We start from the raw sequence: 13,755 nt of genomic DNA on the forward strand, positions 1-13,755 counted from the left end.
TCATTGAAGTTCTACAGGCGTTTGATGTGAATACGATTGTGATTGACACCAGCAAAATTGGCCCTGTGACTGAGCAGGTAAAGAATGACGTTGCTGTTATCAGCAGCTACTTTGCAGAAGACTCACAGCCAAGCGAAGCAGAATAAACTAGCGACTCTAGCTATCAGCAACCGCTGAGAAATCTTGTAACGTAGGCGATTCGCAAGCCTTTTTACGAATCGCCTTAGTAGCGCGGCTCCTATGTCTTTTGGGGCTCGTAGCAGTGCTTAAACAGCTTTTAGTTTTTCTACCCAATCGATGTCTTTAGATTTTATTTCTTTTGCTTTGGGCATTTTGCGTAGGCGCATCAGCTCCGAGATGGCAGCGATATCGCGATCGCGTCCAATGCCAGAAACTGCCATCGCCTGCTCACCTTCGACGTAAAATGCGAGAAAAGACTTATCTTCCAAGCTGCCTTGGATAACAATATCGTCGTAGTTTTCTGAATGGCCAACATACCGTAGCTTTAGATCAAACTGTCCGGTCCAAAAGAAAGGAACCGTTTCAAACATCACCTGCTGTCCGGTCATATTGCAGGCGGCAATTCGACCCTGCTGCATGGCTAGCTGCCAGTGCTCTATGCGTGTTGGCTGACCTGTGATGAAATGGGGAAACCGCGCGATGTCGCCTGCTGCGTAGACATCGGGTTTTGCCTGCAGGTACTGATTAACTAGAATGCTGCCGTCCTTTTCATTCATCAATAGCCCTTCTACAAAGTCTGTTGCAGGCTTTACCCCAATCCCGACAACAACCATATCAGCGGATAAAACTTCACCACTTTCTAGCTCGACGGTTTCTACCTTACCGTTGCCTCTGAGAGCGGTTGCCTTTTCACCCAGCTTAAACTTGACGTCGTTGTCGTCGTGAACCTGCCGAAAGAGTTTACCGACCGGTTCTCCTAGCACCTTTTCAAAAGGGACTTGATCAGGAGAAACAACAGTGACCTCTAGTCCTTGCTGCTTTAGGCTAGCAGCGGTTTCCATGCCAATAAACCCAGAGCCGATAATCACAGCTTTCTTCGACTGCTTTGCCGCTTTGAGGATAGCCTTGGCATCTTCTGCTCTACGCAGTGTAAAAACGTTGTCTAGTTCACTGCCCTCAACGGGCACCTGTTTAACCGCGCCACCAGTAGCGAGCAAAAGCGCATCGTAGCTGAGCGTTTCACCCGCGCCATAGGTGATCTGTTTGGCCTCTACGTCCAAGCCTGTTACTTTGGCAGACGTTCTGATTTCGATATCGTGCTGTTTGTAGAAATCGGCGGAGCGGAGCTTGGAGACTTCCCCAACTTCATCAGCTTGCAGATAGGCTTTGCTGAGCTTGGTGCGATCATAGGGAATCTCTTCTTCTGCGGTCAGAACGATAATCTTTCCTTGGTAGTCATTCTGTCTGAGTGTTTGCGCCGCCATATCACTAGCCGCGCCACCGCCAACGATAACAAAGGTGCGTCTGTCTATCTCAAAATCTGCTGCAATTAACTCCGGTGTGACGTGCTCGGTAATCTCTTCGGGTAGCTCGACGTAGACGGTGTCAGATTCGATATGAACTGGAAACTTCGCAAGGTTATCGCGACCGGGGGCGCTAAGGTGAGTGCCTGTGTCGGCACTAAAGCAGGCGTTGTGCCAGGGGCAGACGATGCGGCCATTGTGCATAACGCCTTCGGCGAGGGGTGCGCCGTAATGAGAGCAGTGAGGTGCGATCGCGCTAATTCCATGCTCAGTTTTTGCCAACAGAATCTCTTTGCCAGCGATGGAGAACTGCCGCATCTCTCCTATTTTGAGATCACCGACCTGACAAACTGATACTTGCTGAACGCCCATGAGAGTAATTTTTCTATTTTTTGGTCACCGGATGTATCTGAGCCTAAGGAAAAGCCCGTTTACTCACATCTCTCATCAGAGATATTCAGAGGTTAGTTCTTTGCGCTGACATCACTTTGATGCCTAAAGCTGATTTCGCCCAACGATCCAGAACAGGAAGACCAGCATCAGGCTCATGGCCCCAATCAGGTGCTCGAATCGCTCAACTACGCGAGGTAATTTAACCGATAGCTTTTGAAAAATCAGAAGATAGGCCAGCCAGCCGGCAGCAATAGTGAGCAGGGGTTTGACAATATTGCTCAAGCTATAGGCGTCATAGTAAAGAGCATTGGCCAAAACCAATCCGCCCAGCAGTAACACCAAGGCTGGCCAGAAACCGGGTTTGACTTTGTCTGCAGATGGCGCTGAGGTATGGGGTAGAAAAATGAACTTGGCAAATGAGATCGCGGTGCCTAACGCCGCGATATTCATGCTGACAACCTGCCAGGGAACTAGATTCTTTGAGGTCAAGACTTTAGCGCCAAACCCTGCTAGCAGTGGAAAACCCGAGATAGAAAAGCTTGCGATCACTAGCGTGATCCAAACGGGCGTAGGGATAGGATTTTCTTTGAGTACTTTGATATTGCGGCTCGGCAAGTTGCCAGTAATCAGAAACAGGGCTGATTTCACCAGGCCGTGAGTGAGGGCATAGAAGCCGCCTACAGCCGGTGCCGCCAAGATAAACCCGATCTGGGAGACCGTATGGAAGGCAAGAATGCGCTTACTATCTTTAGAAAATACGGCATAGCCAACGCCCAACAGTGCGGTTGATACTCCGAAGAAACGCACGATCGGATCGATCTCAGGCACTATGAGGGCAAACCGAATCATGGGGTAGACGCCTGTTTTGACCACTACGCCCGACAGCAGAGCGGATACGGGTGATTCCGATTCAGAGTGGGTGAGTGGTAGCCACAGCCCTGATACAAAGATGCCGCCTTTGGTTAATAGGCCAATAAAGATAAAGGCAATCGCCTCAGTTGGCGCGTTAGCTAACCCTGCAAAGGCAAACGAATTGCTTGACTGATACACCAGCACTGCCCCCAGCAGGTAAAACAGCATCGCTGTATTACTGACGAATAGATAACGCAGCCCTACCCAAACGGAACGATCAGTGCGAGGGTAGGCAATCAGCAAGAATGAGGCAACGCCAATCACTTCTAGAGCAACATAGACGCTGATTAGATCGGCGCTGACAAAAACAGCGTTAACGCTGCCATGCAGAATGATGACTTCGGTATAGAAGAACGAGCATTTATCGCTTTGCCAGCAGTAGAGAATAACCGCTAAGGTGACGACGGCATTGGTCAGAATAAAGAACCCGCTGAGATCGTCGATCAGCAAGCTGACCCCAAAGCTGTCTAATAGCTGAAAGCTGATAGGTGCTGGGTTGAGCACATGCCATAGTCCATAGGCCAACGAAAGCAATGAAGCTGTGATAGCCAAAATGCGATCAAGTCTGGGCAGCAGAGAGATGCTAAATCCCACAAATAAGGGCAGGGCAATCCAAGTCAGGCTCAAGTCAGCATGGTCTAATATCATGGTTGCGTTTAAAGCACTCTGTTGTATGGATAGTATTGGGTGGGCTAGCGGCTGTTACTCAGCATCAACCAACTTTCAAAACTAGATTTAGTGCTTACTTTAGGGTTTATGGCAGTTTATCAGACAGCATGGAGAGGAGAAATTCGGAAAGCATCTATAGTTCAACCATACAAGGCTTTCGGCATACAAGCAGGCTTTTGACATACAGGCTACACCTCGAACGAAGAACCAAAACTATGCCAAAACTACATTAGTGTGACTGTATTAGTGTGACTGTATCAACGTAGCTAGAGTTTTTGGATGGAGCGGTTTAACTTTAAGGTTTTCAGGCGGTTCTGGGCGATCGCACGTCCCTACTGGATAGGTGATGAGAAGTGGAAAGCGAGAGGGCTTTTGTTGCTGATCGTGGTGCTGCTGCTGGGCTATACCGGATTGAGCGTCGTACTAAACAATCAGCGAGGCGAGCTGATCTCGGCCCTGTCTGCAAAAAGTGAAAGTCGATTTTGGACGACGGTAGGCATATTCGTTGGCGTGCTGGTGGCCTATGCGCCGCTGTTGGCAGGCTACACCTATTTGCGCGATCGCCTGGGGTTAGAGTGGCGGCGCTGGTTGACCAACAGCTTTATCGGACGCTACTTCGAGGCGCGATCGTTCTATCAGATCAATCAGTTCAACCCAGAAATTGACAACCCCGACCAGCGGATCGCAGAAGATGTCAAAAGCTTTACGCAAGAGTCGCTGACGCTGGCACTGGTCGTGACCGATTCTGTTCTAGAAGTCATTGCTTTTAGCGGCGTACTGTGGGGAATTTCTCAAGAGCTGGTTTTGTTCCTGGTCGCTTACGCTGTGGTAGGAACCGTGCTGACCGTAGGCATCTTTGGTCAACCGCTGGTAAAGCTAAACTTTGAACAGCTCAAGAAAGAGGCGAACTTCCGCTTTAGTTTGGTGAGGGTGAGAGAGAATGCGGAGGCGATCGCGTTCTATCAAGGAGAAGAACAAGAATCCAATCAGATAAAAGAGCGCTTTCTCGCTGCTTTTAACAACTATAAAAGTCTGCTGATCTGGGAGCTGAGCCTGAACGGGCTGACAAACTTTTACGAGTTCATTCCCTTTGTATTACCTGCTATTGTCGTCGCGCCAGGCGTGTTTAGCGGCGATCTAGAAGTGGGCAAAGTCAGCGAGGCGCAGGGTGCGTTTATTCGAGTTTTCTTTTCTTTCAATGTGATTGTGGCTCGGCTTCAATCTCTGACGGCCTTTGGAGCCGGTATCGATCGCCTGTATGAATTCTCTGAGGCGATTGGATACGGAACAACAGAAGCCGCCGAAAAAGAAATAGCTGTAGAGAAAGAAGTAGCTGTAGAGAAAAAGATAGCTGAAAAGGAAATAACTGTAGAGAAAGAAATAGGCCGCGCTGAAGATCAAAATCGCGCTGAAGACAAGCGTGATGGAGCCACTGCGACAGCGGATCAAACGGTGGACGTAGAAGCCAAGCAGCCAAAGATTAGCTTTGAGACCTCTGGTGAACTGACGCTGCAATCATTAACCTTACAAACGCCAAACTACCAGCGCACCCTCATCGAAGATCTTTCGCTGTCGGTGGATGGGCAAAGCTCGTTGCTGGTGATGGGGCCAAGCGGCTGTGGCAAGAGTTCTTTGATGCGGGCGATCGCCGGGCTTTGGACCTCTGGAGAGGGGACAATTGCACGGCCTGAACTCGAAGATCTGCTATTTTTGCCGCAAAAGCCCTACATGATTTTAGGGAGCTTGCGTCAGCAGCTACTCTATCCCTACCCCCATGTAGAGATAGAAGACGATCAGCTCACTCAGGTACTGCAGCAAGTAAATTTACCCAACTTGGAAGCGCAGTTTGGTCTAGAGGCCGAAGCCGAATGGAGCGACGTGCTTTCGCTAGGCGAGCAGCAGCGGCTCAGCTTTGCCCGTATACTGCTTCACCAGCCCAAGTACGTCGTTTTAGACGAAGCCACTAGCGCACTAGACACCGCGAATGAAGCGCAACTGTACGACCAGCTAGCTAAGGCCAAGACCGCCTACTTAAGCGTTGGACACAGAGAGTCTTTGAAGCGCTACCATCAGTCCCTCTTACGCTTAGCAGAAGACCATAGCTGGCAGGTACTAGATCTCTAGCAATCTACGATGAGATCGAACCGTTATCAGATGTGGTCTTTTGTAATGCACGAAGCGCTATATAAAAACCGAGCTATAGAACTCCTATAGCTCGGAGAGATTGCTTCGTATTCGAGGTCAGACTGGCGTGTGAATGCAGCCGACGCTAGCTACAGATGAGCGCCAGCGTAAGCAACCCTACATCTATGCGTCAGCGACAAGCTGCTTAAAGCCTTTACCAGCAGAAAAGGCAGGGACAGTGGTTGCGGGAATTTTGATAGTCTCACCTGTTTGGGGGTTGCGGCCATCACGGGCTTTGCGATCGCGAGGTTCAAAGCTGCCAAACCCTACCAAGCTAACCTTGTCGCCCTTTGCGACAGATTCCATGATTGAATCGATCACCGCTGTCAAAACAACATCGGCATCCTTCTTCGAGACATCTGCCTTTTCTGCGACCATATCAATTAGTTCAGCTTTGTTCATGAAAGTGAGTGCCTAAAAACTTCGATAGTATTTGTAGCATAAGAACTCGATAGGTCACAAGTACTATAGGGTCAAATAAGCCCGTGTTTCCGGGGAAAAATCAAAGATTATCCGTTCTTGTGTGATATTTGACCAGTGAAAATCGATCAAAATTGCAAAATTAATCGTTTTTCTTTCGTTTGTTGCTTTCTTTTGCCTATAAATAGGGCTTTCGGGCTAGTTATAAGCCAATCGATTAAGAATGTTATCTTTTAAATTAATTAATGTTTTGGCCCGTGTTTTAGCCATTTTTCTCTTCACAGCAGCTCTTCAGATACGAAGGGCTAGACTCAAAGGCTGGCGTTAGAAACTCAATAGCGTTGTTTGTTTGGTGTGCGATCACATCAGAGAAACGTCATGAAACGCCATATTCAAGAGGACTTCAATTTCTCTAACGTCTGCTTGATCTGTTCTAATCCTTCTTTAGTACCTTGCTGGTCGTACGCATCACCCGCTTTTAGCAGACTTCTCACCGCCTTATTGTTATCGCCGACGTTGGCATAAGCCAGCCCCAGATTATGAAAAGCTTCAGCGCAGTTAGGCTCTTGGTTCAGTAGCTCAGTAAACTGCTCAATAGCGCCTCGATAGTCTCCCGCTCTGTAGGTGCCGACCGCCGCGATATAGAGCGTTTGCGCCGCTGTAGATAGCGGAATAGACGATGTTTCGACAACTGAATTGGGGAAGGGGACCTGATCGATTGGCCGCCGATAGGCACTCACCATCGAGAAAACTGCAAAGCCTGCTATGCCAAGCACGACAGCTATCCAAACCAGTAGATTGGGTAGCAAAGCTGGCAGAGAATTAGACGCTTCCATAAGATCCGCGCAAAAATTTCAATAGTTAAGGTCATCAGTTTACAAGCTTACTTGTCTGCATTTACTTGTCTGCACTTAACTTGATCTAGGCGATGTTATCTATCGGTTTGGCATACGCACTTAGAATCGCTCTATGATAGGAAGACAGACTTTTCACACGACGATCAGAGATGACGGCCCAATCGACCAGCTCGCCCCCCGCGTCCCTTTCTCCCGACGGCTCTGTTAGTAGCAGCTCCGATAGTAGTAGCTCCAACGGCAGTAGCTCCAACGGCAGCAGCTCTAACGGTAGCTACTCTACTAGCACCTCAGTGGGTGATTTAACCAGTCAGATCAAAAAAGCAGCCGCCTCAACATCTGGCAATCGCTACACCGGAGAAAAGCTCACCTGGGACTGGCGCGGCTACGACATCAAGTACGTTGCTCATGGCGACGGTCCACCGATTGTGCTGCTGCATGGATTTGGTGCCTCTATCGGGCACTGGCGTAAAAATATTCCTGAGCTGGCAGCGGCAGGGCATCGCGTCTATGCCATAGACCTGCTTGGCTTTGGCGATTCAGACAAGCCCGATCTGAGCTATAGCTTAGAGTTTTGGGTGAAGCTGATTCATGACTTTTGGAAAACGCAGGTTAGAGAGCCAGCGGTCTTCGTCGGCAATTCTATCGGGGCGCTGATGGCGCTGATGACCCTAGTCACCTACCCTGAAACGGCAAGCGGTGGCGTGCTGCTAAACTGTGCGGGCAGTTTGAACCATCGGCCAGAGGATCTGCCGGGTGGGCTGAGCTTTGTCATGGGTGCATTTGCCAAGCTAGTGAACTCTAGAGTGACTGGCCCACTGCTATTTAACCAGGTGCGTACGAAGGGGCGAATTCGTGGTTCTTTGAAGCAGGTGTATGGCAACCGCGAGGCGATCACTCCAGAACTAATCGATATTTTGCACGGCCCTGCCTGTCAGCCTGGCGCACAAAGGGTGTTTGCCTCTATTTTGAGCGCACCGCCAGGCCCGCGTCCTAGTGAACTGTTGCCCCAAGTGACTCAGCCTCTGCTGGTGCTGTGGGGAGAAAAAGACCCTTGGACACCGATCAAGGCAGCCGATATCTATCAGGAATTAGCAGCCGATCTCGATACAGGCGTCACCTTTCATTCAATTCCAGACACGGGCCACTGTCCACATGATGAACGGCCCGAGGTGGTAAATCGGATGATATTGGACTGGTTGAAGAAGATAGGGGATAGGAAATAGGGAATGGGGGATGAAGGATAGAGGTTGGAGGGTTGTTTGATGATTGATGAAGGCTATATCAAGTATCGGTGTGAATGGATTGAGAAAGATGCGATCGCACCCCAAACAGTCACAGACCTCACCCGCTACCGCAATGCACTGCACCAGCTTCAGCTAATCGGCGAATATCCCAACGGCATCGGATTCGGCAACCTCTCCCAAAGAACACTCCTTTCCCCCATCCCCCATCTCTCCACTCCCCGTTTCATCATCACAGGCACCCAAACCGGCCACCTCCCGACGCTTGCCGCCGCCGACTACGCCCTGGTTACCGACTTCAATCCCGCTCAAAACACCCTTACCTGCAAAGGGCTAAAAAAAGCTTCTTCCGAATCTTTAACGCATGGCATTATCTACAGCGCTCATCCAGGCATTGGCGCGATCATTCACGTACATAACGCTCGGCTTTGGCAGCAGCTACTGCATCAGGTGCCGACAACGAGTGCGGACATCGCGTATGGTACGCCCGAGATGGCAGCAGAAACGCAGCGTTTGTTTGAAGAAACACCTTTATTGCAACAAAAAATTTTCGTGATGGCAGGACACGAGGAAGGCGTGGTTACCTTTGGTGAAACGTTGCAGACGGCCTACCGAGTGCTGATCAACTGGGGAATGATGCTAGGCATCGTATCGGAATCTGCTCTGCAGCTACCACATGAACCAACTAGTTGAAGCGGGTAGTGCGGATTAGAAACTGGTGCGGATTAGAAATCAGACTCTCGATGTCCACAACTGCTAAGCGCTTGGCATAGTTTATCTATCCGGCTCTAGATCCCTAGCTCTAGATCCAGCGACGTAGGTATCTTTAAATCAGCCCGTCGGCCTCTCGTAGAATAGCTTAGGGCCAGTTCAATCGGCTCCGGCGGTAGATGGGTCAATCGCTCAGACCATTCGATCGCCACAATGCCGGGTTCTACCTCGATGCCTTCCCAGTAGGTTTCTAAGTACAGACCGTTTGTTTCAGCCGCAGACAGCCGATATAGATCTATGTGATATAGCGGCACTCGTCCTTTTGTATATTCATTGATCAGTGTGAACGTGGGGCTATCGATATCTTCAACGCCTAGGCCAGCGCCTAAACCCTGCACCAGCGTTGTTTTGCCACTGCCTAGATCGCCCTTTAGCAATAGCACGCTGCCAGTGGGCAACTGCTCACCCAGCGATCGCCCCAGTGCCTGCGTCGCCTGGCTGTTTGGCAGCTCAATGATCATCTGTCTACCTTCGACTCCCTGACGCCAACCCAATCCTGCTGTATAAACTATATACATTGGCCTCGGATCTAATCTTTAAATGATCATCACCGTAGCTAGTTTTAAGGGGGGCGTCGGCAAAACGACGAGTGCGATTCACCTGGCGGCCTTCTTGCAGGGGCAGGGGGAAACGGTGCTGATTGACGCTGACCCTAACCGTTCAGCATTGGGCTGGGCGAGCAGAGGCGAGCTGCCGTTTAGCGTCGTTGACCAGTGGGATGCAGAGGAAACCATCAAGCCTAGTAGCAATGTGGTGATAGATACGCCCGCTAGACCGATTCCAGAAGATCTTGCAGCCCTGGCTAGAACCTGTGATTTGCTCGTGCTGCCGACCACGCCAGATGTACTAGCGTTAGATGCGCTGGTGCTGACTGTGGAATACCTCAAGGCAATTAGTACCAGCCATTACCGCATTTTGATCACCTCTATTCCACCCAGACCCAGTAAGGCTGGACAGGAAGTCAAAGAACTTTTACAAGAAGCTAATCTACCTATCTTCGATCAGGGTATTCGACGGTTTGCAGCGTTTCAAAAGGCGGCGCTGCAGGGCGTTCCTGTCTATATGGTCAAAGACCAGCGGGCGGAGACTGGCTGGCAAGATTACGAAAATGTAGGCGGTGAGATTCTAGAAATTATGAACGTGCGAGATTTGGAAAACAACGCGACAGAAGAGCCTGAAGTGAAAGATTTCTTTTGAGGTGGATTGAATACAGCACCATTGAGACCCAACCCAATAGAAACTGAACTGTCATCGGGAAACCTTTGAATAGGACACTTTGTATAAAGGTAGACATTCAATGGGTTCGGTAAATACTCGCTCAAAACGATCAATCGCTAGTCTGGTAGGAATTAGCTACTTGATGGTTAGCATTCCTGCAGGCTCTTTCGGATTGGGCGTTGCCAAAGCGCAGACAACCAGCGCGGAGACAACCAGCGCAGAGACGGCGCAGAGCCCTAGAAGCGGTCACCAATGCTATGACCTGGCCACAGAACAGCCAGAACCGCTAGGTGAATTTAGAACCCGCCTACTCGACACAGCAGCAGTGGCAGCGCGGCGGGCTGACACGCCTGGGGAGAAGGCAGCCGCGCTGGTAGATGTCAGTAGAAGCTATGCGTGTTTAGGGCAGCGGGAACTAGCAGCTGCTCTGGCGGAAGAATCCTTGCCTATTGTTGAAGATTTGGCAGATGTCGGTGAGAAAGGGAGGTTGTTGGGTGCGATCGCTAATATCTACGGCGAACGGCTAAACGACCTAGAAAGGGCGAATGATATATTGCTTCAGGTAATCGAGCTAACTAAAACTACTGCTGAAGACTCAGCACTTCATCATCAGCTATCTCAACAAATTGTTCGTACGTATGCTGTTACGGGACAATACGCCAATATTCGTCGCTACATTGATTCTATTGAGACTATCTCTAGTCGAGAGAATGCACTGCGGCTAGCTGAATACACGCTAATGAACTCGGAAGCAGACAGCGATTTGATTGAAGAACTGTTTCCAGAATTTTTGCTAGAAGAAGAGCACTTTGAACATAGCGTACGGCCTATCTACTCTCACTTATTTTCACTTTCGGGCAGAGGTGAGGACGGTAGTGCGCCGCTTCAACAATCAGCAATTGATGACCTTATTGAGCAAGAAATTCAGACTATTGAGCTAGAGCAGAATGATTTTCATAGAATCTATAGCTACACTAATCTTGCTGATAGCTTACACAGGGCAGGATACTCAGAGAGAGCTGTCTCTGTCTTAGAGAAGGCTATAGAGTCGCTGGAAGACTTACAAAATTCAGAAGAGTCTTCTAATAGCGACTCATCAATGTATTTGGGTTCACAGGAGTTGCTACTCTACAGCAGTATCGTCGGTACCTTTTTTAGAATGGGTGAAGCTGATAGAGGGCTCGCCTTAATCGAGCAAATAGAAGATTCACCTGAAGGCTCAATGAAAAAGATAAGTATTCTGTTTCCACTGATCTTCTCTTTTGGTGAATCAGTTCTACCTGCCCAGGCAAGCAGCCTTATTGCAGAGCTAGAGCAGACAATTCGAGCATCTAATCAAACAGCCGACGAAACAGCCACTCATTTAGTGCTGATTGCCAACGCATACGGACAGATTGGAGAGGTTGAAAATGTTCGGCGCATTACGAGAGAACTATTAACTAGTGATGTTGACAGACTCGAAGCTCTCACAAGTTCTGGTTCTGTGATTCTCTTGTTATCTACCATAGGAGACTATGAGGATGCGATCGCGCTGGCATCCTCAATTGACGACGACGACGTTTATTCCGCACTAGCCATTAATCTTGCTACTCAATCCCAAGAAGATTTGGCGCAGCGAGTCTTCAGTGACATCACATCACCTGTACAACAGATACAAACGTTGACTTTGATGGCAGAGGAATATCATCGCCTAGAACACTCAGACATCGCCTTTGATCTATTTGTACAAGCGCTCAGTATTGCTGAGACTGCCGAATTAGAAAGCGGCGAAGCATACCTTGACTACTATGAGAATTCAGAATCTTGGCGTAGGGGGCTGATTAGAGATATCGTCTATTCGGCAGACAGACTGGGTTTTTCTGAACGAGTACAGCCATTGATTGAAAATGATTCTATTCGGATAAACTTTGGGCTGGACTCGACTGACCTAGAGACTGTCTTGGCAAAGGAAGGGGATATTCTAGCGCTACCGCTTGAGGATAGTGTCTTACGATCGATTGCTAGCCAAGCCGCACAAGAGCAGATGTTTTCTTTGGCAATCGAGGCCGTTGCCGCAATGTCGTCAGCCTACGAGCAGGTGAAAATTCTGACCACGATTACAGATTGCTACGTGACTAGCGAAACCACCGCAGATGCTGAAACCATCCGGCTGCTAGAAGCCTTGGCCGACAGCTACCGCTAGCAATCAGCTTCAGGATCGCAACTTCCCACGCAAGGAGTTTCAGTCTGAATCTTCCCGCCTCATGGCACAATTGGTAGAGCCAGAGAAATAAAACGCCGGATGATGAAAGACCTATTTAAGATGCTGAAGCGATTTGCCCTGCTGTTTGTGATTGTGCTGGCCCTGGGTCTGCAAAGCTGCTCACCAGGAGTCAGTCTGCAATCTTATAACGACAGCTACGAAGGCTATGAGTTCAAATATCCGACTGGCTGGGTACCCGCTCAGGTAGAAGGTGGCCCGGATACGGTATTTCACGACATCATCAGAGCTAGCGAAAATGTCAGCGTCGTCATCAGCCCCGTTTCTGGTGGCAAGACGCTACCCGATCTGGGCACGCCCTCAGAGGTTGGCTACACCCTAAAAGCATCACCTCTTTCGCGCCCGACGATCGCAATGTAGAACTGGTCAATGCTCAATCTTTTGAAGCTGGCGACAAGCTCTACTACATTCTTGAATACGTTGCTAACTTGCCCTCTGGTCAGCGTCACGACCTGGCTAGCGTCATTATTCGACGCGGCCAGCTCTATACGTTCAATGCTTCAATCCCCGAAGCTCGCTGGGAGAAGATGAAGGACACGATGAAGCAGACGGTGGCATCTTTCTCTGTCTACTAAATACTCTCTTGCTAGGTAGCTACGTTTAGCCGCTGCTTTGCTGCTTTTGCCAAAGACGCTCGGAAAAACCAAAGACTACTAAAGACGCGCTCATTCAGTTCCTTCCACTGTGAGTGCGTCTTTTTGCATTGTTTCTTGTTACGCTAGTTTCCTACGTTTCGCCCTAAAAAAACGCTTATGGCTGATATTCAATTCGTGCTGGCCTCTGCCTCGGTTGCCCGTCGAAATCTGTTGATAGAAGCAGGTATTCAGCCGTTTGTCTGTCCTAGCAACTTTGATGAAGATGCGGTGGTAATTAGCGATCCGCGAGAGCTGGTAGAGGTGTTGGCTCTGGGCAAGGCTGAGATGGTCGCACCCCAGTTCAAGAGTGCGCTAGTGTTGGGATGCGATTCTGTTTTGTCGATTAATGACGTTCCTTATGGGAAACCGGAAAGCAGGCAAGAAGCGATTGACCGATGGCGGTCTATGCGGGGTGGTTCGGGTGAGTTGCTAACCGGGTATGCGCTGATTGCGCCTGGACGAAAGCCCTTAGTGCGCCATCGAATGACGCGGGTGTTTTTTGCTAATCCTTCGGACCAAGAGATTGAGGCGTACATCGATACAGGTGAGCCGATGCACTGCGCGGGGGCGTTTGCGACGGACGGCAAGGGCAGTATGTTTGTGGAAAAGATCGAAGGCTGTCATACGAATGTAGTGGGCTTAAGCATCCCGATGCTGCGGCATATGATGGGAGAGCTAGGCTATCGGGCGATTGACTTTTGGGGGCAGTAG

At 49.6% G+C, this 13,755-nt stretch carries 11 protein-coding genes and 1 pseudogene; 7 read left to right on the forward strand and 5 right to left on the reverse strand.

Going from position 1 to position 13,755, the window contains the following annotated elements; all coding sequences use genetic code 11:
* Positions 1–266: 266 nt before the first annotated feature.
* Positions 267–1,856 (reverse strand): FAD-dependent oxidoreductase, encoded by a 1,590-nt coding sequence (locus tag IQ256_RS06995; RefSeq protein ID WP_193854824.1) that lies wholly within the window; start codon positions 1,854–1,856, stop codon positions 267–269.
* A 123-nt stretch (positions 1,857–1,979) separates the two neighbouring features.
* The gene (locus IQ256_RS07000; RefSeq protein ID WP_193854825.1) at positions 1,980–3,437 is read right to left on the reverse strand and encodes a cation:proton antiporter; all 1,458 of its coding nucleotides are present in this window, start codon (positions 3,435–3,437) and stop codon (positions 1,980–1,982) included.
* 300 nt (positions 3,438–3,737) lie between these two features.
* Between IQ256_RS07000 and IQ256_RS07005 the strand changes: the two genes are divergently transcribed.
* Complete coding sequence (locus IQ256_RS07005; RefSeq protein ID WP_193854826.1) at positions 3,738–5,582, forward strand: ABC transporter ATP-binding protein/permease; 1,845 nt, start codon at positions 3,738–3,740, stop codon at positions 5,580–5,582.
* A gap of 183 nt (positions 5,583–5,765) precedes the next feature.
* On the opposite strand, the gene IQ256_RS07010 is transcribed toward IQ256_RS07005, so the two are convergent.
* A complete protein-coding gene (locus IQ256_RS07010) occupies positions 5,766–6,044 on the reverse strand; it encodes an HU family DNA-binding protein (protein WP_006456006.1) in 279 nt (92 codons plus the stop codon).
* Positions 6,045–6,454: 410 nt separating this feature from the next.
* Positions 6,455–6,898, reverse strand: coding sequence for a tetratricopeptide repeat protein (locus tag IQ256_RS07015; RefSeq protein WP_193854827.1), 444 nt, complete (start codon positions 6,896–6,898; stop codon positions 6,455–6,457).
* A gap of 170 nt (positions 6,899–7,068) precedes the next feature.
* On the opposite strand from IQ256_RS07015, the gene IQ256_RS07020 reads away from it, so the two are divergent.
* The gene (locus tag IQ256_RS07020; RefSeq protein WP_228024648.1) at positions 7,069–8,142 is read left to right on the forward strand and encodes an alpha/beta fold hydrolase; all 1,074 of its coding nucleotides are present in this window, start codon (positions 7,069–7,071) and stop codon (positions 8,140–8,142) included.
* Positions 8,143–8,181: 39 nt separating this feature from the next.
* A complete protein-coding gene (locus tag IQ256_RS07025; RefSeq protein ID WP_193854828.1) occupies positions 8,182–8,853 on the forward strand; it encodes a class II aldolase/adducin family protein in 672 nt (223 codons plus the stop codon).
* A 95-nt stretch (positions 8,854–8,948) separates the two neighbouring features.
* On the opposite strand, the gene tsaE is transcribed toward IQ256_RS07025, so the two are convergent.
* Complete coding sequence (tsaE, locus tag IQ256_RS07030) at positions 8,949–9,449, reverse strand: tRNA (adenosine(37)-N6)-threonylcarbamoyltransferase complex ATPase subunit type 1 TsaE (RefSeq protein WP_228024649.1); 501 nt, start codon at positions 9,447–9,449, stop codon at positions 8,949–8,951.
* Positions 9,450–9,471: 22 nt separating this feature from the next.
* On the opposite strand from tsaE, the gene IQ256_RS07035 reads away from it, so the two are divergent.
* The 4 genes and pseudogenes from IQ256_RS07035 to IQ256_RS07050 all read left to right on the forward strand — a co-directional run bounded on the left by IQ256_RS07035 (position 9,472) and on the right by IQ256_RS07050 (position 13,755).
* On the forward strand, positions 9,472–10,128 hold the full coding sequence (locus IQ256_RS07035) for a ParA family protein (protein ID WP_193854829.1): 657 nt from the start codon (positions 9,472–9,474) through the stop codon (positions 10,126–10,128).
* Positions 10,129–10,291: 163 nt separating this feature from the next.
* Entirely contained in the window at positions 10,292–12,331 is a 2,040-nt protein-coding gene (locus IQ256_RS07040; RefSeq protein ID WP_193854830.1) for a lipopolysaccharide assembly protein LapB, read from the forward strand.
* 120 nt (positions 12,332–12,451) lie between these two features.
* Positions 12,452–12,984, forward strand: a pseudogene (gene psbP / locus IQ256_RS07045) (photosystem II reaction center PsbP).
* A 177-nt stretch (positions 12,985–13,161) separates the two neighbouring features.
* Positions 13,162–13,755, forward strand: coding sequence for a nucleoside triphosphate pyrophosphatase (locus IQ256_RS07050; protein WP_193854831.1), 594 nt, complete (start codon positions 13,162–13,164; stop codon positions 13,753–13,755).

It is taken from the genome of cf. Phormidesmis sp. LEGE 11477, from assembly GCF_015207105.1.
Taxonomy (GTDB): domain Bacteria; phylum Cyanobacteriota; class Cyanobacteriia; order Phormidesmidales; family Phormidesmidaceae; genus Phormidesmis.